This window comes from Accumulibacter sp. (assembly GCF_036625275.1).
Taxonomy (GTDB): domain Bacteria; phylum Pseudomonadota; class Gammaproteobacteria; order Burkholderiales; family Rhodocyclaceae; genus Accumulibacter.
The window spans coordinates 20,752-39,147 of the sequence record NZ_JAZKUD010000017.1; the positions used below are offsets into that span (position 1 = coordinate 20,752).

Annotated in this window: 18 protein-coding genes and 2 riboswitches; of the genes, 7 read left to right on the forward strand and 11 right to left on the reverse strand. The window is 60.9% G+C overall.

The annotated features are described in order from the left end of the window. Positions 1 to 6: 6 nt before the first annotated feature. Both V5B39_RS08435 and V5B39_RS08440 read left to right on the forward strand, forming a co-directional pair. On the forward strand, positions 7 to 462 hold the full coding sequence (locus tag V5B39_RS08435; protein WP_332342450.1) for a hypothetical protein: 456 nt from the start codon (positions 7 to 9) through the stop codon (positions 460 to 462). 150 nt (positions 463 to 612) lie between these two features. Further along, positions 613 to 906, forward strand: a complete 294-nt coding sequence (locus V5B39_RS08440; protein ID WP_332342451.1) for a hypothetical protein — start codon at positions 613 to 615, stop codon at positions 904 to 906. A 272-nt stretch (positions 907 to 1,178) separates the two neighbouring features. Here V5B39_RS08440 and V5B39_RS08445 read toward each other — a convergent pair whose 3' ends face one another. From V5B39_RS08445 to V5B39_RS08485, 9 genes are all read right to left on the reverse strand, one after another. Next, positions 1,179 to 1,922 carry an alpha/beta hydrolase gene (locus V5B39_RS08445; protein ID WP_332342489.1) on the reverse strand — a complete coding sequence of 248 codons (744 nt, stop codon included), beginning with the start codon at positions 1,920 to 1,922 and terminating at the stop codon, positions 1,179 to 1,181. 130 nt (positions 1,923 to 2,052) lie between these two features. After that, on the reverse strand, positions 2,053 to 3,054 hold the full coding sequence (clpX, locus tag V5B39_RS08450) for an ATP-dependent Clp protease ATP-binding subunit ClpX (protein WP_332342452.1): 1,002 nt from the start codon (positions 3,052 to 3,054) through the stop codon (positions 2,053 to 2,055). Between the two features lie 150 nt (positions 3,055 to 3,204). Continuing rightward, the gene (locus tag V5B39_RS08455) at positions 3,205 to 3,459 is read right to left on the reverse strand and encodes a hypothetical protein (RefSeq protein WP_332342453.1); all 255 of its coding nucleotides are present in this window, start codon (positions 3,457 to 3,459) and stop codon (positions 3,205 to 3,207) included. 141 nt (positions 3,460 to 3,600) lie between these two features. After that, positions 3,601 to 4,179, reverse strand: coding sequence for a DUF2946 family protein (locus V5B39_RS08460; RefSeq protein ID WP_332342454.1), 579 nt, complete (start codon positions 4,177 to 4,179; stop codon positions 3,601 to 3,603). Positions 4,180 to 4,254: 75 nt separating this feature from the next. Further along, positions 4,255 to 4,737, reverse strand: coding sequence for a glutathione peroxidase (locus tag V5B39_RS08465; protein ID WP_332342455.1), 483 nt, complete (start codon positions 4,735 to 4,737; stop codon positions 4,255 to 4,257). Positions 4,738 to 4,739: 2 nt separating this feature from the next. Further along, positions 4,740 to 7,652: an aminomethyl-transferring glycine dehydrogenase gene (gene gcvP / locus V5B39_RS08470; protein ID WP_332342456.1), complete on the reverse strand. Its 2,913-nt coding sequence runs from the start codon at positions 7,650 to 7,652 to the stop codon at positions 4,740 to 4,742. An 18-nt stretch (positions 7,653 to 7,670) separates the two neighbouring features. Then, positions 7,671 to 8,054, reverse strand: a complete 384-nt coding sequence (gene gcvH, locus V5B39_RS08475) for a glycine cleavage system protein GcvH (RefSeq protein WP_332342457.1) — start codon at positions 8,052 to 8,054, stop codon at positions 7,671 to 7,673. A 46-nt stretch (positions 8,055 to 8,100) separates the two neighbouring features. Next, positions 8,101 to 9,189, reverse strand: coding sequence for a glycine cleavage system aminomethyltransferase GcvT (gcvT, locus tag V5B39_RS08480; protein ID WP_332342458.1), 1,089 nt, complete (start codon positions 9,187 to 9,189; stop codon positions 8,101 to 8,103). 74 nt (positions 9,190 to 9,263) lie between these two features. Next, a riboswitch (glycine riboswitch) is annotated at positions 9,264 to 9,370 on the reverse strand. Between the two features lie 3 nt (positions 9,371 to 9,373). Next, positions 9,374 to 9,459, reverse strand: a riboswitch (glycine riboswitch). 2 nt (positions 9,460 to 9,461) lie between these two features. Continuing rightward, positions 9,462 to 9,719: a hypothetical protein gene (locus V5B39_RS08485; RefSeq protein ID WP_332342459.1), complete on the reverse strand. Its 258-nt coding sequence runs from the start codon at positions 9,717 to 9,719 to the stop codon at positions 9,462 to 9,464. Between the two features lie 60 nt (positions 9,720 to 9,779). Here V5B39_RS08485 and V5B39_RS08490 point away from each other — a divergent pair, with 60 nt between their 5' ends. From V5B39_RS08490 to V5B39_RS08510, 5 genes are all read left to right on the forward strand, one after another. After that, the gene (locus V5B39_RS08490) at positions 9,780 to 10,496 is read left to right on the forward strand and encodes a PEP-CTERM sorting domain-containing protein (RefSeq protein ID WP_332342460.1); all 717 of its coding nucleotides are present in this window, start codon (positions 9,780 to 9,782) and stop codon (positions 10,494 to 10,496) included. Positions 10,497 to 10,654: 158 nt separating this feature from the next. Next, on the forward strand, positions 10,655 to 12,208 hold the full coding sequence (locus V5B39_RS08495; RefSeq protein WP_332342461.1) for an MraY family glycosyltransferase: 1,554 nt from the start codon (positions 10,655 to 10,657) through the stop codon (positions 12,206 to 12,208). Positions 12,209 to 12,214: 6 nt separating this feature from the next. Continuing rightward, positions 12,215 to 12,655, forward strand: coding sequence for a low molecular weight protein-tyrosine-phosphatase (locus V5B39_RS08500; protein WP_332342462.1), 441 nt, complete (start codon positions 12,215 to 12,217; stop codon positions 12,653 to 12,655). A 58-nt stretch (positions 12,656 to 12,713) separates the two neighbouring features. After that, positions 12,714 to 13,913, forward strand: coding sequence for a polysaccharide export protein (locus V5B39_RS08505; protein ID WP_332342463.1), 1,200 nt, complete (start codon positions 12,714 to 12,716; stop codon positions 13,911 to 13,913). Between the two features lie 365 nt (positions 13,914 to 14,278). After that, the gene (locus V5B39_RS08510) at positions 14,279 to 16,483 is read left to right on the forward strand and encodes a polysaccharide biosynthesis tyrosine autokinase (protein WP_332342464.1); all 2,205 of its coding nucleotides are present in this window, start codon (positions 14,279 to 14,281) and stop codon (positions 16,481 to 16,483) included. On the opposite strand, the gene rlmB is transcribed toward V5B39_RS08510, so the two are convergent. Beyond that, entirely contained in the window at positions 16,465 to 17,259 is a 795-nt protein-coding gene (gene rlmB / locus V5B39_RS08515; protein WP_332342465.1) for a 23S rRNA (guanosine(2251)-2'-O)-methyltransferase RlmB, read from the reverse strand. The genes V5B39_RS08510 and rlmB overlap by 19 nt on opposite strands. Positions 17,260 to 17,326: 67 nt before the next feature. Continuing rightward, entirely contained in the window at positions 17,327 to 18,394 is a 1,068-nt protein-coding gene (locus V5B39_RS08520) for a hypothetical protein (protein WP_332342466.1), read from the reverse strand. Between the last annotated feature and the right edge of the window lie 2 nt (positions 18,395 to 18,396).

An 18,396-nucleotide genomic window follows, 5' to 3' on the forward strand; every position in this document is an offset into this window, starting at 1 on the left:
CAGATCATGACTAGTTCACCGCATGCCGAACCGAAATCTCGTACCCGCATCCGTTACGACGATCTCCTCTCCGCCTTCGAGTGGGTCAGCGCCGCCGCCCCATCCGAGAACTCCGCTTTCGTCTCGCGCCTGACGGGACGCATGCACTGGGTTTCGTCCAGTCACGACCTCGAAGACGAACTGCCCGAGGACATCGACGACGCCTCGCTGTACGTCGCCGTCCCACACAAGTACGACCTCGACCTCGGGAAAGACTTGGTTCGGCGCTTCGCGGACGAAGTTCTCCCCGAATCGTCGGACATCATCGCCGCATTCTTCCACCGTCGCGGCGCGTATGCGCGCTTCAAGGATTTCCTCGAACGGAAAGCTTGTCTGCAAGCCTGGTACGACTACGAGACAAAGGCAACCGAGGCGGCACTGCGGGAATGGTGTGAGGAAAACGGCATGCAACTCGTGCCGTAGGCTGAGGAACCGTAGGTTGAGGTGACCCAGGATTGGGGTTTGTACCTCACTCCAACCTGCAGACCCTGGCGGCAGGGATTGCTATTCGCGTATCGCGGTCTATGATTTTCCTGGCAGGTAGTCAGACAGGATGACTCGCAAGGGATCTGGATGAGACCGAGCGTTGTGTGGTGGTCGGTTTTGTTCCTGTGGCTGGCCTGCGGCGGCTCGGCCGCCGTGGCGGGCGAAGCCGAGTGGAAGGCGGACATGCAGGCCGGCCAGGCGGCCTATGGCAAGGGCGACTACCGTAGCGCGACGGCGCGCTGCGAAGCCGTGCTCAAGGAAGCCGAAGTGGCCTTCGGGCGCGAGCATACCCATACTGCGACGAGCCTTGGCTGGCGGGGCTGTACCAGTCGCAGGGCCGCCTTCCCGACGCGCTGGCGGCGAGACGCCGCCGCAGCGTGATCCTGGCGCGTTGCTTTGGCGAGGGCGCGCACAGCGAAGGCCGCGTCTCCAAGCCATGAATACACAGGTGGCCAGCTTGCTGGAACAGGCAAAAGCATTACCTCCCCCGCGAATGTGCAGAACTCCTGGATCCTTTACTTGATCTGGTGAGCCTGGTCGTGCCCGCATGGGAGAAAGCCTGGGCAAACGAATGCGGGGATCGGATGGCTGCCATCGACCAAGGCGAAATGCACGAGCAGATGGCTGCGAGGAAAACACGGTGAGTGCTTCGATCAGCGGGCTCCTGGGAGCAGGAAGTCGATCGCCTGTCGCCACCAGGCGTCGTCGAGGCGGAAGAACCAGTCGTTGTGGTCGGTCCCGGCGATGACCGACAGGCGCTTGGGCTCGGCGAGCGAATCGTAGAGCGCCTTGCCGAAGCGTGCCGGAATGATCGTGTCGTGCTCGGCAATGGCCACCAGTACCGGCCGGCCGAACGTCGCCAAATGGGTCACGCTGTCGTAGCGGTCACGCAACAGCCACTTCACCGGCAGCAAGGGATAGTGGTGGCTGGCGACGTGTTCAAGCCGGTCCCAGGGCGTGATCAGCAGCAGGCCGGCGATCCTCTCGCGCTGACCCGTGCTGGCTGCCGCCGCGACCCCGGCCCCCAGCGATTCCCCGATGATCAGCAGCGGCTCCCGGTAACGAGCATGCACCAGCGCAATCGTCTGTTGGGCGTCGGCAACCAGGCTCTTCTCGCCGAGTTCGCCGGTGCGCGGTCCGTAAGCCGGGTATTCGGCGAGGATGACGCGCAGACCGAGCTGGCCGAGCACGTCAGCGTAGAACTGACGATCCCCGGCATGGCCTGCGTTGCCATGAAAAACAATGGCCGTGGCACGCGCCGGCGTTTGGGGTTCAGCCAGCAGGCCGCGGAAGTCCTGATCCGTTGGCCAGGGTGAGAGCCCGCTCGAAACCATTTCCTCAACCCTGGCCCGATCCGGGTAGTAGAGCAGATTATCCTGGAACATGCTGATTCCCATGAGTTCGATCAGATAGAAAGCGAGCACGCCGAACACCACGAGCTTCAGAACTCGCCAGCAACGGGGCCACAGTCGCGACCCGGGAATCACCGCTGTGCGCCGGCCGGCAAGCACTGGCCGGCTGTCGTGCTTACTTTCGTCTGAAATAACGGGCATCTTCGAAGAGTGACCTGATTTCAACCTTGCAGATTTCGGGTTTATCCGGCACGACGTAGAGAATCGGCGTGATCAGTTCCTCGAAGATGCCGCGCAGGCTGCGCGCGCCGGTCCTGTATTCGATGGCGATTTCGGCAATCTGCTCGAAGACCCGTTGGCCGATGCTCAACTCGACACCTTCGCCCCGGAAGATCTCGATGTACTGCCGGTAGATCGAGTTCTTCGGCACGCTCATGATGCTCACCAGCATCGCCTTGGTCAGCGGGTGCAGGTTGGCGATCACCGGCAGGCGGCCGGTGAATTCGGGAATCAGCCCGAACTCGAACAGGTCGGTCGGTTTCACCCGCTGGTTCAGCCGATCGAGGATGTTCTGGTTGTCGTCGGTCGAGGTGGCGATGAACCCGAAACCATGCGTCTTGGACATGATCTTTTCGAGACCGACGAAGGCCCCACCGCAGATGAAGAGGACATTGCTGGTGTCGATGTACTGATCGTTCTTCAGTTTGACCGGCGAACCTTCCATGATTTTCAACAATGCGTGCTGCACGCTCTCGCCTGAAGTGGCCCGTGATTCGGCGGGTGCCGTTTTCAGCTTGTCGATTTCATCGATGAAGATGATCCCGTGCTGGGCATTCTCGACGTTTCCGTCGGCCTTCTCGAGCAGCCGTTGCAAGGCCGCCTCGATTTCTTCATTGACATACTTGGTCTGCGCCAGCGAAGTCGCGTCGGCGGTCACGAACGGTACATCGAGCATCCTCGACAGGGTGTCGCAGAGCAGGGTCTTGCCGGTTCCTGAAGGTCCGACGAGAAGCACATTGCTTTTGGCGAATGATCTTTGGTCGTGGGCGAAGGTGGCGATTTTCCGGTAATGCGAGTAGACGGCTACGGCCAGAATCTTCTTGGCTTGATCCTGGCCGATGACGTACTGATCGAGATACCTGACGATCGCGCTGGGCGTGGTTTCTCTGGCTAGCAAAGCGTACTCCGGGATCGACAAACTGATTTGAGAGTTCGCAGCGCCGGCAGACACCGGTCAGCCGATAGCGATTCCCGAGCGACCCGCGTCGTCAGCAGGACCGCGAGATGGGTAGCCGGGCGTGGCGGACTCATTGAGCCCGGTGCAGGTCTACTGGTGTTTAAAGGCAAGAAACATCTTGAAGCAGCGGGCAAAGGCCAGCGGTGTCTCGCAGTGCTCAGCCCATAGCGCGCTGGTCATGGAAAAGGAAACGTCGCCGTCGGCTTCCCGATCCTTCACCCAAACCAGGCGGCGATCACTGAATACTCCGGTGGGCAGACGGCTTTGGATGAATGCCCAGACCTCTTCCAGTCGATCGAAGTTGCCCAGATCCCCTCCGGTGTCGGAGCCTTCCTCTTCTTCCACGAAAACCTGGTAGCGCATCACAAACCTCGGCTAAAAACGTTCCGACACAGGAACGTCGGACCTGCAGTGGGTTGACAGCGTGCAATTATTCGCCAACATGAATCAATAGTCCATCCCATCCAGGACTCTGGCAGTCGCTGCTCACTCCATCGCCGCTTGTGGCGAGGGAACGAAGCCATAGCGTCCGGGCACCTCGGATCGACGTATCGAGACCACCGGCACATGCTGGCCCGCCCAGTCGAGGGTCAGCACGGTCAGGCCAGGAACTGGCCGCGCAATGATTTCGAGTACGCTCGTATCGTCGGCGGACTGGCCATCCGGCAAGCGCAGGCAGTCACGCAGGGCAGGCAGATCACGGTCGCAGAGCAGGGCGATTCCCTCGGGGATCTCGATCAGCAGATTGCCTTCGTCGTCGAGGGTGGCGCCACGAATCTCGCTGACCTTCTCGCCAGTATGTGTCTCAAGGCGGTTTGAAGCAACCAGGCGGAGCACCCACGGCGTGTATTCCAACTCGACAAACACCCGTTGCGGGCCGTTCTGTACAAAGTAGCGGCCGTCCTCCTCATGCGCGTACTGGCGGTTCAGGAAGTCATTGAGGCCGGCATGGCCAAGCACTTCGCCGCGTAGCCGCCAGTGGCCACGCCGGTCCAGTGACAGCCAGCCGTAGCAGGCCGGCACGTTCGGCCAGCGCAGCATGGCGCTGAAGTCAGGCGCGGGCATCGGTCCACGCCTGGCGAGGTCTCGGCAATCCTCGCTGCCACCGTCGACCATCGTGATGCTGTATCCCTCCAGGCTTCATAGCAGTTTCTCGATGTCTCTGGCGATGGATTCCGGGGCGGTTGCCGGCGCATAGCGTTCGACCACTTCTCCCTGGCGATCGACCAGAAATTTGGTGAAGTTCCACTTGATTCCTTCACTGCCAAGCAGGCCGGGTGCGGCCTTCTTCAGATACTGGTAGAGCGGGTGGGCCTCGTTGCCGTTGACCTCGATCTTGGCGAACATCGGGAAGCTGACGCCATAGTTCTTTTGGCAGAAACTGGCAATTTCTTCGGCTTCTCCAGGTTCCTGCGATCCAAACTGGTTGCAGGGAAAACCAAGAACCACCAGGCCGCGTTCCCGATAGCGCTGGTAAAGCGCTTCGAGAGCGGCATACTGTGGTGTGAAGCCACAATGGCTGGCGGTATTGACGATCAGCAGAACCTTGCCGGCATAGTCGGCCATTGACTGGCTGCCTCCTGCAAGGCGCTCGGCGCTGAACTCATGGAAAGGGATTTGCATGCTCATGTCTTTGGAAGGTTGGCGTGCTCGACGATCTCGTCGACCGGTACACAGGCACAGAACAGGTGACGGTCGCCATAAACGTCGTCGACGCGATTGACGCTCGGCCAGAATTTGTTTTCAGCCACCTCGGGCAGCGGGAAAACGGCCTCCTGGCGGCTGTACGGCCGGTTCCAGTGGCTGTCTACGAGGTCGGCCTGGGTATGGGGTGCATGCTTCAGCGGATTGTCATCGGCTGGCCAGTGGCCCTGTTCGACCTGGCGGATCTCGTTGCGGATGCTGACCATTGCGGCGATGAAGCGGTCGAGTTCGGCTTTGGTTTCGGATTCGGTCGGCTCGACCATCATCGTCCCGGCGACCGGGAAGCTGACTGTCGGGGCGTGAAAGCCATAATCCATCAGCCGCTTGGCGATGTCGATCTCGGAGATCCCGGTCATTGCCTTGAGTGGGCGGATGTCGAGGATGCATTCGTGTGCCACCCGTCCATTTCTGCCGGTATACAGAACCGGGTAGTGTGCCTGCAGGCGGCTGGCGATGTAATTGGCGTTGAGGATGGCCACCTCGGTGGCGCGGGTCAGGCCGCGGCCGCCCATCATGGCGATATACATCCACGCAATCGGCAGGATCGAGGCCGATCCCCAAGGGGCCGCGGCGACCGCTCCCTGGCCCGTGTGCGGGCCGCTGACCGGCTGCACACGGTGGTTGGCCATGAAGGGCGCGAGATGCGCTTTCAGACCGATCGGTCCCATTCCCGGTCCGCCGCCGCCATGCGGGATGCAAAAAGTCTTGTGCAGATTCATGTGGCTGACATCGGCGCCGATCCGTGCCGGCGAGGTCAGGCCGACCTGCGCGTTGAGGTTGGCGCCATCCATGTACACCTGGCCGCCATGTTCATGAACAATCGCGCAGATGTTCTTGACCGCTTCCTCGAAGACGCCATGCGTCGACGGGTAGGTGATCATCAGGCAGGCCAGGTTGGCCGCGTTCTGCGCCGCCTTGGCCGCAAGGTCGGCGACGTCGATGTTGCCGGCATCGTCGCAATCGACCACCAGCACACGCATGCCACACATCTGTGCGGTGGCGGGATTGGTGCCGTGCGCCGATTTCGGGATCAGGCAGACTTTGCGCTGGGTTTCGCCACGGCTGGCGTGATAACGTGCAATGGCGACCAGGCCGGCGTATTCGCCCTGCGCTCCCGAGTTCGGCTGCATGCAGATGGCGTCGAAACCGGTGATCGCCTTGAGCCAGGATTCCAGCTCGCCGATCATCTGCAGGTAACCCTGCGCCTGATCGAGCGGGGCGAAGGGGTGGAGGTCGGCGAATTCCGGCCAACTGACCGGGATCATCTCGCTGCTGGCGTTGAGCTTCATGGTGCAGGACCCGAGCGGGATCATCGAGTGATCGAGCCCCAGATCCCGGTTCTGCAGCTTTTTGAGGTAGCGCAGCATCGCGTGTTCGGTATGGTAGGTGTTGAAGACCGGATGCGTGAGGATCGCGTCCTGGCGCAGCAGGTTTGCCGGCAAGGACGGGTCGGCCTGTCGCAGTTGCTCGTCGAAAGGCTTGAGGTCGGCGTTGACGCCGGTCATCAGCTTGATCAGCCTGGCGATGTCCGTCGCCGAGGTTTTTTCGTTGATGGCGATGCCGAGGATGCCTGGGGAAATCTGGCGCAGGTTGTAACCCTGTTCGCTGGCGACCTTGTAGACAAGCAGCGCCCGGCTGCCCAGGTCGACGCGCAGGGTATCAAAGAAGTGCCTGGTGAGAACGCTGATCCCGGCACGCCGCAGTCCTTCGGCGAGGATGGCGGCGAGGCGATGGATGCGCGCGGCGATGCTCCGCAGGCGATCCGGACCATGATAGACCGCGTACATGCCGGCCATGTTGGCGAGCAGAACTTGGGCCGTGCAGATGTTCGAGTTGGCCTTTTCGCGGCGGATGTGTTGTTCGCGGGTCTGCAGCGCCATCCGCAGCGCTCGCCGGCCACGGGCGTCAACGGAGACCCCGATGATCCGGCCAGCCACTGCACGCTTGTATTCGTCCCTGGTTGCAAAGAAAGCAGCGTGCGGGCCGCCGAATCCGAGCGGGATCCCGAATCGCTGTGACGAACCGAGGGCGATGTCGGCACCCATTTCGCCCGGTGAGCGAAGAAGTACCAGGGCCATCAGGTCGGAGGCGACGGCAACGAGGCCTCCACGCGATTTGACGGCAGCAATCGGGCCACGCAGGTCGCTGACTTCACCGTGGTCGTTCGGGTATTGAAACAGCGCCCCGAAGACTTCCTGTTGCGCCGCCTCGTCCGGCGGACCAAAGACCAGTTCAAAGCCAAAGAAGTGGGCGCGCGTCTGCAGTACATCGATGGTCTGCGGGAAGCAGGCCGCGTCAACAAAGAAGAGGTTCGATTTCGACTTGCTGGCCCGGCGAGTCATGCTCATGGCCTCGGCAGCCGCGGTCGCTTCGTCGAGCAAGGAGGCGTTGGCGAGTTCGAGGCCGGTGAGGTCGATCACCATCTGCTGGTAGTTGAGTAGTGCTTCAAGGCGTCCCTGCGCGACTTCTGCCTGGTAGGGCGTGTAGGCGGTGTACCAACCCGGGTTCTCGAGCACGTTGCGCAGCACCACCGCCGGAGTCAGCGTGTCGGCGTAGCCCATGCCGATCAGCGAATGTTGCACGCGATTACCACGGGCAATGGCGCGCAGGGCTGCCAGCGCTTCGCTTTCCGGGCGCGGTTCGGCGAGCGCCAGCGGCTCTGCCAGCCGGATCGTCGCCGGGATGATCTGCTCGACGAACTGTTCCATGCTGCTGACACCGATGCTGGCTAGCATGGTGGCGATGTCGCTCGCACTGGGGCCAATGTGGCGGCTGATGAAGTCGTCGCGCTGTCCGAGTGCTGCGAGCGTCGGGGAAAGAGAAAGGCTGTCCATGGGGTAGCGGTCCTGGGCCTAAGTGGCGTCGACGATCTGCTGGTAGGCAGCGGCATCGAGCAGGGCTTCGACGTTGCTGGCCGCCGCCGGCCGCATCCGGAACAGCCAGACCGCGTAGGCGTCCTGATTGACCGTTTCGGGGGCGTCTACCGCCGCCTGGTTGACGTCGACGATGGTTCCCGCCAGCGGCGCGTAGACGTCGGCGGCTGCCTTGACCGATTCAACGACCGCAGCTTCCTGTCCGGCAGCGAGATCGCTGCCGACCATGGGCAATTCGATGAATACCAGGTCGCCGAGCAGTTCCTGTGCATGCTCGGTAATGCCGACGCTGATGGTGCCGTCGGCTTCGCTGCGGATCCATTCATGACTTCTGGTGTACTTGAGGTCGGCGGGGATGTTCATCTGTTCTCCTGATGAGGGTTGAAGTCTTGCTGTGAGCGATCAGCAATCAAATCAGAATATTGCCATTCCTGACGAAACAGGGTTTGACTATCCGGGCGCTGAGCAGTTTATCGCGAACCGCGACCTGAACCGTGTCAGCGATCGCCACGGCAAGCGGCATGCGGGCCAGGGCGATCGATTGCTGCATCGTCGGGGAGAAACTGCCACTGGTGATTTCACCGTCACCGTGCGCCGTATGAACCTTCTGGTGGGCTCGCAGCACACCGCGGTCGAGCAGCACGAGGCCAAGAAACTGATATTGCTGCGGCCTTGCGAGGAGGGCAGCCTTGCCGACGAAGTCGCGTGCAGAGACGAGGTCGACTGTCCAGGCCAGGCCGGCGTCGAGCGGTGAAACGGTTTCGTCCATGTCCTGGCCGTAGAGATTCATGCCGGCTTCGAGGCGCAGCGTGTCGCGGGCACCCAGACCACACGGCCGGACACCGGCCTCGGCGAGCAGGTTCCAGAGACTCTCGGCCTGCTCGGCGGGGAGGGTGATCTCGTAGCCGTCTTCTCCGGTATAGCCGGTGCGGGCGATGAAATAGTCGCCGACGCTGGTGGCAAAGAACGGTTTCAGGGCGGCACAGGCTGTGCGGCATTCCGGCAGCACCTGCCAAACCCGCTGGTGGGCGTTCGGTCCCTGGACGGCAAGCATCGCCAGCGCGCAGCTGCCCTCCCGACGCGGCGTGAGAGTGGTCGCCAACTGCCAGTCACCGAGGCGAGCATGCATCCATGCGAGATCCTTCTCGGCAGTGCCGGCGTTGATCACGACACGGAAACGGTCGGCGTCGATGAAGTAGGCGATCAGGTCGTCGATGACCCCGCCGGTTTCGTTGAGCATGGCGCTGTACAGGGCCTTGCCGGGGATCTTCAGGCGGTCGACGTTGTTGGCGATCAGACGCCGCAGGAAAACGCCGGCATCAGGGCCCTCGACATCGACGGCGCACATGTGCGAAACGTCAAATACGCCGGCATCACGGCGGACGGCGTGGTGTTCCTCGATTTGTGAACCGTAGTGGAGAGGCATCTCCCAACCGCCAAAATCAACCATTCTTGCACCGCTGCGGCGGTGATTTTCGTTGAGAACCGTTTTCTTCATCGTATTCCGTGATTGCTCAGATTGATTGAAGGGCATGGCGAAAAAAAAGGGGCGAACTCGTATCGAGTTCACCCCCCTGTCCATGTACCTGAGAGATTGTCCGGCTGCCACCGTGCATCGGTGAGTGGCAGCCTGCCCCATCGGTGGGCGCTTTGCCAGACGCGAGCGCCGCTCTCCAGAGTTCAATTCACGAACGGTCCTTGTGCCTGAGCGTTTCCGGGTGGATTGCGCCTTCGGCGGCGGTATGCCGCACTCTTCCATTCGCGCCGCCACTATAGCGCGGTGAGTACTGTAACCGCAAGCCACGGCGAATCTTGATCCGCCAGCAATGCGTCGCCATGGCGCCGGGAGGTGTCGACTTTTTTTACACATGGCCGCTTGCGGTAAGTCAAAAGACAGGCCAAAAAATGACAAATGGCGGCTAACGGGCTGTTTATAAAAAGTATTTGATTTAATGGCCATACATGGCATTGATGTTGCTTTGCTTTGATGGCGAGTTGCCCATGATATAAAAAGGAAATGTTCAACATTGCGGTTGCCTGGCAGAGTGTCAGGCAATGGTCCCGTCACGAGTTTTTCTAGGAGCTACCATGATGAATCTGAAATCAATTTTTGGCCCGGCGCTGTCCATCGCCGGTCTCACCGCGGGGCTCTTGGTTGCTGCGCCGGCAACGGCTGGCATCAAGGGACAGATGATCCTGGATCTGACCGAGGGGTGCTTCTCTTACGGAGCCGCCGGGGCGCCTGGGTGTTCCAACCCCGATTCGGCCTTCAAGGAGTACGCTACTGGCAAGTACAAGTTCGTCGATACCCTGCTAGCCTCGTTGGGTGGTTTGCCGGCCGGGCTGGGACCTCTTTCGTTGAGGCCCTATGGCTACCAGGCATTTGCCAGACTTGAAGCAGGTGCCGATCCGGCACTACTCCCCGACACCATGATTTTCGATGTGACCGGGTCGTGGCCAAACTACACCGCGTTGTCAAGTGATCCGGTCATGCGCCTGGGTCTGTCGATCCTGGCTGCGGTCATGGGGAGTAACCCTGGGTCTTACCTGTTCGACCCGAACCCATCCGTGCCAGGGGACGAGTTCTCCATCCATTGGAAGTTGAATACTGCCGACGAAACCTTCGCCGCATGGTCCGAGCAGGACCTGAACTGGCTGGCACCCTTGTTGGGCCAATCGAGGCTTCCTGCCGATGTCAGCTTCAGAATGCACCTCCAGCTCAATGCCATTCCCGAACCTGCCTCCCTGGCACTTTTGGGCATCGGCCTCATGGGTCTGCTCTTTGGCGGCCGTCGCCTTCCCTGATTCATTCCAAGATTCCAAGTTCCTCGGCGCGACAGCGCCACCGGAAATGCGCAAGCAGAGCCAGCAAGGGTTCTGCTTGTGTAGAGCCTGGTGAAACGATGAGCGTGTGATCCGCCTCGGTGGCGGTGGGGTCCTGGCCGTAAACTATGGAGGTGGCCATGGAATTGGCCGTTCTATTTGGCGTCTGCCTGTTGATATCCGGCGTGGCAATCCGGCTCAGCGCTGTGTTCGCCAGTCGTCTGGGGATCATGGATCGACCCGGTGGGCATAAGCAGCATCAAACCAGCACGCCATTCGTTGGTGGCTTTGGCGTGCTCGCCGTTCTCCTCAGCGTACCACTGCTGGACAACTGGCCTTTCGTGGATTTTAGCTGGTCTTCCTTGTCTGGGCCGTCTGGGCTTCTTGTCGGTGCCGTGATCATCTTTCTGACGGGTCTTGCCGACGACATCTGGTGTCTCGGTTTCAAGCCCCGTTTGATTATTCAAGCCCTGGCTGCTCTATCAATGGTTTTGATCGGCGGAGTCGAACTGAGGTCGCTGGGAGAAATCTTGCCAGGTGGGGCTGTCGATCTGGGTTGGCTGGCCATCCCCATGGCCATTTTCTCGACCATCGGCTTGATCAACGCCCTCAACATGATCGATGGCATTGATGGTTTGTCGGGCTCGGTGAGCCTGGTCAGTCTGGCGCTTGTCGCCATGCTTGCCCATAGTGCCGACAGTGCCGGATATGTTTTTTTCATCGTCGCCCTGATGGGCGGTATCGGCGGTTTCCTCTATTACAATCTGCGCTATCCTGGCAACCCCCGGGCGCGAGTCTTTCTCGGGGACAACGGGAGCATGTTGCTGGGCTTCCTGTTTGCCTGGTTGTTCATCGTGTTGTCACAGGGAGGAGAGGACCAGGAGGCGGTGATGACTCCGGTCACTGCCTTGTGGCTGTTCGCATGGCCGCTGATGGATACCGTGGGTGTCATGATCCGCCGCATCTGGCAGGGCAAGTCGCCGTTTCGCCCCGACCGCCACCATCTGCATCACCTCTTTGTTTGCGCTGATTATCGCGTTTGCGACGTGGTGGCCTTGGCTGTTACCATCCAACTGCTCTTTGGACTGATCGGTATCGGGGGGCTATTGTTTGGTGTGCCGGAGTATCTGATGTTCGGGTTATTCATCGGTGTATGCGGCGTGTATTTCCTGGTGATTCTGCGGCCAGGTCGGATCGTGCCCTGGCTACGGTCGATCAACGGCTGGCTCGGCCTGCCGTCGGTGAAGGTGCGCGGCATCTTTATCGGCTATCTGCGCAAGGAGAAATGTCGGGAAGTGCTCGGCGTGATTTCAGAAGGACTGGGCAGCGACTATGATTACCAGGTGAGTGTGCACCAGATGGCCGCATCGAGCAGCCAAGAACGCAGAGTCTACTGTGTGGTGCATATTCCCACCGAAGGCAATGATCAGTTGATCGGCAGAATCCAGCGCGATGCTCTACGCATCAAAAAGCGTCTCGCCAAACAGCGGGGTATCGAGGTGAGGCTGTTCCTCTCCCGCAACACCGAGAACGACGTTCATTCCGCCTACATTGCCATGACCGGGGGTGGCAGCCGGCGTGCCGATCGCCGTTGTGCGCAGGGCACTTTGATATACTCGAAAGAGTACGGCCAACGCATGATCCGGAGCGAGGGTGCAGGCTTCGAATTCAGCCTCCCGCCTGGGAGTGGGTGACTGGTAATGTTCAACAGGATTCTCACTGTCTGTACCGGCAACATCTGTCGCAGTCCTGCGGCAGAGTTCCTTCTGCGTCAACGCATCGAGAAGGCTGGCAAGCGGATTGAAGCACGTTCGGCAGGTATCGGTGCGCTGGTCGATCATCCTGCGGCAGAAGCGACCTGCGCAATGATGAACGCCCGTGGCGTTGATCTCAGTGCTCACCGTGCCAGTCAGCTCACTCGCGAGCGACTGCGCTGGGCCGAACTGGTGCTGGTGATGGAAACACACCACCGGGACGCAGTGCTGGCGATGGACCCGACGGCGCGTGGCAAGACTTTCCTGCTCGGCCACTGGACGAAAACACAGATTCCCGACCCGTATCGGCGGGGGGAGGAGGCACACGCCGAGGCACTGCAGCTGATCGAGGAAGCACTCGAGCCCTGGGTCAGCAAGATCGTTTGAACGGCTTGGTCGACCGTACGTTCGCGGGAGTGTGAGATATTAGGATATGAACTTCAGCATGAATGTGTCTCTGGTTCCTTTGGCCAGGAGCCGCCAGATCCTGGTGTGTCTCGCCGCGGGTACGCTGGCGGGCTGCATGATCATTCCGGGTAACCAGGCGTACAGTCACCGCGATGAGTCGGACGTACGGCTACCGATACAGCAGGGGGACACGCTGGCTCCCGCCAACGTCAAAATCAAGCCGATCACTGCTGAACTGATCATCGATCTGTTCAAGGCGGCCCGGCCGCCAGTCGGCGACGGGACCAGCTCTGCCAGGGCGGCAGAGAGGAACAATCCTCGCCTGTCAAGCGATAAGCCTGCGGCGGTGCCGGAATACCGACTTGGTCCCGGTGACATCATCTCGATCATCGTCTGGGATCATCCGGAACTGACCATCCCGGCCGGCAGCTTTCGTACGGCCGAGCAAGCCGGCACCGTCGTTGCCGAGGACGGGACGATTTTCTTTCCCTACGTGGGCGTCATCAAGGTTCAGGGCAAAACGACCAGCGAGGTCAGGTTGATTCTGTCGACCAAACTGGCCAAGTACATCGAGAAGGTCCAGCTTGACGTGCGCATGGTGGCATTCCGCAGCCAACAGGTGTACGTTGTCGGTGAAGTGGTCAAACCGGGTATACAACAGGTGACCGACATTCCGATGACCGTCCTCGATGCGGTCAATCGGGCCGGGGGCTTCACGCCCGATGCGGATTTCAGTCGTGTGCTGCTGACCAGGCGGGGTACGACTTACCTGGTCGATATTCAGGCGATGTATGACTACGGTATCAGCGAGCAGAATGCACTGCTTGAGCAGGGGGACATCGTCAACGTCGCTGACCGCAGCTATAACAAGGTGTTTGTGCTTGGCGAAGTGGCCAAACCGGGTTCGCTGGTGATGAACAAGAAACGTTCGACGCTTGCTGAAGCGCTCAGCGATTCCGGCTACATCAATCAGACCACCGCTGATCCACGCTGGGTCTATGTCATGCGCGGCAACAGCGATACGCCAGAGCTGTTCCATCTCAATGCCAGCCTGCCTGACGCGATGCTGCTTGCCGACCGCTTCCCGCTGCGGCCCCGCGACATCATTTACGTCGACACGGCACCGATTGTCCGCTGGCAGCGCGTGATCGCCAACATGCTGCCGACGGCACAGATGCTCAATCTGACCAGTCAGACCTATTTCCCGCTTTTCGGTGGCCGACAACCGTCGCGTTGAACCGGCAGCGGGCCGCTTTTCCGGTCCCAGTCTTGGCCAGCACGTCGAGTGCGATGGCCTGCCGACTCACCATACTTAACGGTCATGACTTTTCCAGGCATCCCCGATCATGAAAGTCATGACCGTTCCCCTCTCTCCCGACCCCTTCCACGGCCCGCGCGGCATCGCGGGCCGGCTACGGCGGCGCGGAGCAGTGTTCCGCGAAACCCCGCCTTCGTTCCCGCAAGTGGGGGGGAGATTCGTGAGTCGCTGACGCGACTTCCACATTAACCGTCAGGCCCGTTGTCGGGCGGCTATGCAACTACGGATGTTAAATGGATAACGACTCGTCAAGACCCGCTGCCAGTGCAAAGACTGTTTCCGGCATGAACGCAGCCGCAACGCAGGCGCTGCCGCAGATTTCTTCCGAAGAGGTGGATCAAGGCATGGCGCTTGGCGAGATCATGGCCGTACTGATCGACTACCGCTGGCTGATTGCAGCGATCAGTCTGCTGGCACTGGCCATTGGTCTGGTCTGGTTGCTGGTGGTCAAGCCGGTGTACCGGGCAGACGGGTTGTTGCAGGTCGAGGAAAAAAGCTCCGGGGTCGGCTCGCTGAAAGCCCTGCAACCACTGCTGGGTGACGATACGACGGTTTCTGCCGAGATTGAAATCCTGGGTTCGCGGATGGTCCTCGGACGGGTGGTGGCCAAGCTCAAGCTCGACATCATTGTCAATCCGAGGACGTTACCCCTGCTTGGCAGCGCGGTTGCCAAGCGTTACGAGGGTGAAGAACCCAATTCACCCTGGCTGGGCCTGGCCAGCTTCGCCTGGGGGGGGGAGCGCATTCAGGTCGATTCGCTCGATGTCCCGCCGGTGCAACTTGACCAGCTACATACCCTGATCGCCGGTGAGGGCGGAGCATTCGAAATCTTCGACGAGGACGATCAACGGGTCCTCAAGGGCAAGGCCGGGACGCGTGCCAGTCATCAGGGCTACGCGATCTTTGTCGCGGAACTGAAGGCACGGCCAGGGACGCAGTTCTGGCTCAGAAAGCTTTCGGCGGAAACGGCGATTGACGATCTGCGTCGCAACTATTCGGTCAAGGAACGCGGCAAGAAGTCGGGAGTCCTTGAATTGAGCCTGCTCGGGCAGGATCCGGCCGAGATCGGTCTGGTCCTCGACGACATCCAGAACACTTATGTTCGCCAGAATGTCGAACGACGGTCGGCCGAAGCCGAGAAAACCCTGAAGTTCCTGGAAACCCAGCTCCCGGCGCTGAAAACGCAACTGGACAGCGCCGAAGCGGCTTATAACAACTACCGTCAGAGCCGCGGTTCTCTCGATCTGAACCTCGAGACACAGGCGATCCTGAAGTCGCTGGTTGACGTTGAAAATGCCGCGGTGCTGCTGAAGCAGGAGCGGGACGAACTGCGTCAGCACTTCAAACCGGAGCACCCGCGGATCGAAGCGATGGAAAACAAGCTACAGCGGCTCAATGAACGCCGCAAGCAGTTCGACGCCGAGGTGGCACGTTTGCCCGATACCCAGCAGACCGTTCTGCGTCTCGCTCGTGATGTCGAGGTTTCCAATCGGTTGTATACCGAGTTGCTCAACACTGCTCAGCAGTTGCGGGTTTCCAAGGCCGGCACTGTTGGCGACGTGCGTGTCATCGACGTCGCTGCGGTCGCCCGCAAGCCGGTTGGCGCTGGTCCGGTCGCCATTCTGAGCATTGCATTGCTCCTCGGCCTGCTGGTCAGCATGCTGGTGATCTGGGTGTTGCGTTCGCTGCGTGTGGTCGTCGAAGACCCGGAAATCATCGAATCACAACTGGGTCTGCCAGTGTACGCGACGGTGCCGCACAGCAAGGCCGAGGTCGAGTTGCATCGCCACGGGCGTGATGGCACGGGCGGACTTCTGGCGGTCGTCGATCCGGAGGAAGACGCGGTGGAGAGCCTGCGCGGACTGCGCACGACGCTTCATTTCGCGCTCCTCGACGCGCAGCGCAACTCCTTGCTGATTACCGGGTCGAGTCCCGGTCTGGGCAAGAGCTTCGTTTCCAAGAACCTGGGCGCCGTCCTCGCACAGCTCGATAAACGCGTCGTGATCGTCGACGCCGACCTGCGCCGGGGGCACCTGCACAAGGAATTCGGCATCGAGCGTGCGCCTGGACTGTCCGAGTATGTTGCCGGACAGGCCTCGCTCGAAGAAATCCTCAAGCCTACGGTGCTGCCCAAACTGCGGGTGGTCGCCACCGGGCAGATTCCGCCCAACCCCTCCGAATTGCTGATGCATCCGCGTTTCGAGGGATTGCTGGCCGAACTCGCGGCGAACTTCGACACGGTGATTGTCGATGCGCCGCCGGTGCTTGCCGTTTCCGATGCGGCGATCATCGGACGTCATGTCGGAGCGACGCTGATGATCGCCCGCGCAGGAAAACACCCGATTCGCGAACTCGAACAGGCAGTCAAACGGCTCAATCAGGCGGGTGTACAGGTCAAGGGCTTCGTTTTCAACGACCTCAATGTCAGCCGCCAGAATTACCGTTATGGCTACAAGGGCTACGTCTACCGTTACTCGTACAAGACTTGAGAGACCGGCGTGGCGGTCGGCGATTTCCTGCCGGTTTGCTGGCCGGCCCGCCGCCGCGCCTCGTAAAGGCAGACGCCGGTGGCCACCGAGACATTGAGGCTGGTCACCGATCCGAGCATCGGGATGCGTACCAACTGGTCGCAGGTTTCCCGAGTCAGGCGGCGCAGGCCGTCGCCTTCGGCACCCAGTACCCAGGCGCAGGCGATTGGCCACTGCGCGCCATAGAGATCTTCTTTCGCCTCGTCATCGGTACCGATCACCCAGATTTCGCGTTCCTTGAGTTCACGCAGGGTGCGAGCCAGATTGGTGACCGTGATGTACGGTACGGTTTCGGCAGCCCCACTGGCCACTTTGACGGCTGTTTGGGTCAGGCCGACAGCACGGTCCTTGGGAGCGATCACTGCGTGCGCACCGACGGCATCAGCGACGCGCAGGCAGGCCCCGAGATTGTGCGGATCCTGAATGCCGTCGAGGACCAGCAGGAAAGCCGGCTCTTCGAGCGTATCGAGCACATCGTCCAGCGCTAACTGGCGCTGAATGGCATCGACGCTGGCGATGACCCCCTGGTGCCTGGCGCCGGGAGCGATCGCTGCAAGGCGGGCAGACTCCACCGGTAGTATCCGTACCTTGGCAAACTCCGCGTGGCCAAGCAGATCGCGCAGACGCGCGTCGTGGCGACCCGCATCGACATAGATCTCGCGCACCGCGCCTGGATCGTGGCGCAGTTTGGCAAGAACCGAATGAAAGCCGAAAATCAGATGAGTGTGGAGGGACATGGCGAGGGTCAAGGCAGAAGAGAGTCGGCGGAAGAGGGTGGAGTTTTCCTGGGGCCTTGAATCTCCCTTACGCGATCGTCTCCAGGGTTCGTGAGCGCCAGTCGAGGACGGCGGTGCGGATGGTCATCTGCTCGCTGAGGTGGGGAAACTCGGCACGAATGACCTCGGCGGCGAAAGTCGAGAGGAATCGCGACTTGAGTTCGGCGCGTGCGCGGTCCACACCGATTTCATCGTAGGGCACCGAGGCCAGCAGCAGAAAACCGTCGTCCGGGATGCGACCGGCCCGCATATTGGCTTCAATGATGCCGGCCGCGCGGCGGATCGGGACATCGAGATTCGGGCTGTAAGGGCCGATGATCAGGGCGATGTTGGGCGTGTGCAGGAAGTCGAAGCCTCGGCCGAGACAGATCATCCACTCGCGGTGTTCGATGTCGAGCAGACGTTCGTTACGGCGAATTTGCGCGCGTACGTCTTCGATATGTGCCAGGTTGCCGTACAGCAGCGGCAGCAGGTCGGCGCGCATGCGCGCCGGCATATCCGGCAGCAGGGCGGCCAAGCGCAGTTCCAGGGTCGCCCGGTCACTCGAAGTCAAGATGGCCAGGTCGAGCTTGTCGCCGGCGGTGCCGTGGATGACCAGCGCATCCTCGTCGGTTTCGAAACCGCAAACCAGCGGATAGACGGTGCCGTGGTCGCTCCCGAAAATGTGTTCGACCTGGTGGCGAATCTCGTAGGTGTGTGCGATCGCCGCTGCCGTATCGTACTGGAAACCGGCGCAGCCGCGCCTGGGGTCGCCTTGCGAATAGTGGTAGGTGACCAGGAAGACGACATGACGGCCGGCACTGACCACGCGCTGCACATGGTGCGCGAGGACCTCGCCGAGATGTGGCCAGCCAAGGTCGAAAATGCCGCCGAGGTTGCGGAAGGGCATCAGGATGCCGACCGGAGTGTTGGTGGCGACGGGAATGTTGATGCGGCCGTCCATGCACTTGAGGACGGCGATCGCGGTTGGGTGTTCGGCCAGATAGCGTTCGCGGGCCAGCCAGGCTTCCGGGCTGCGAAAAATCGTGCTGTGGCGGTCGGCGAGGCCGAACAGCCAGTCGATACGTTCCGCGATGGGTTTGCCGTGAATGTCCATGG

Coding starts and splice junctions, on each gene's coding strand:
- V5B39_RS08435 (WP_332342450.1), top strand. CDS start 7: ATGACTAGTTCACCGCATGCCGAACCGAAATCTCGTACCCGCATCCGT.
- V5B39_RS08440 (WP_332342451.1), top strand. CDS start 613: ATGAGACCGAGCGTTGTGTGGTGGTCGGTTTTGTTCCTGTGGCTGGCC.
- V5B39_RS08445 (WP_332342489.1), bottom strand. CDS start 1,922: ATGGGAATCAGCATGTTCCAGGATAATCTGCTCTACTACCCGGATCGG.
- V5B39_RS08460 (WP_332342454.1), bottom strand. CDS start 4,179: ATGCCCGCGCCTGACTTCAGCGCCATGCTGCGCTGGCCGAACGTGCCG.
- V5B39_RS08465 (WP_332342455.1), bottom strand. CDS start 4,737: ATGCAAATCCCTTTCCATGAGTTCAGCGCCGAGCGCCTTGCAGGAGGC.
- gcvP (WP_332342456.1), bottom strand. CDS start 7,652: ATGGACAGCCTTTCTCTTTCCCCGACGCTCGCAGCACTCGGACAGCGC.
- gcvH (WP_332342457.1), bottom strand. CDS start 8,054: ATGAACATCCCCGCCGACCTCAAGTACACCAGAAGTCATGAATGGATC.
- gcvT (WP_332342458.1), bottom strand. CDS start 9,189: ATGAAGAAAACGGTTCTCAACGAAAATCACCGCCGCAGCGGTGCAAGA.
- V5B39_RS08485 (WP_332342459.1), bottom strand. CDS start 9,719: ATGTTGAACATTTCCTTTTTATATCATGGGCAACTCGCCATCAAAGCA.
- V5B39_RS08490 (WP_332342460.1), top strand. CDS start 9,780: ATGATGAATCTGAAATCAATTTTTGGCCCGGCGCTGTCCATCGCCGGT.
- V5B39_RS08495 (WP_332342461.1), top strand. CDS start 10,655: ATGGAATTGGCCGTTCTATTTGGCGTCTGCCTGTTGATATCCGGCGTG.
- V5B39_RS08500 (WP_332342462.1), top strand. CDS start 12,215: ATGTTCAACAGGATTCTCACTGTCTGTACCGGCAACATCTGTCGCAGT.
- V5B39_RS08505 (WP_332342463.1), top strand. CDS start 12,714: ATGAATGTGTCTCTGGTTCCTTTGGCCAGGAGCCGCCAGATCCTGGTG.
- V5B39_RS08510 (WP_332342464.1), top strand. CDS start 14,279: ATGAACGCAGCCGCAACGCAGGCGCTGCCGCAGATTTCTTCCGAAGAG.
- rlmB (WP_332342465.1), bottom strand. CDS start 17,259: ATGTCCCTCCACACTCATCTGATTTTCGGCTTTCATTCGGTTCTTGCC.
- V5B39_RS08520 (WP_332342466.1), bottom strand. CDS start 18,394: ATGGACATTCACGGCAAACCCATCGCGGAACGTATCGACTGGCTGTTC.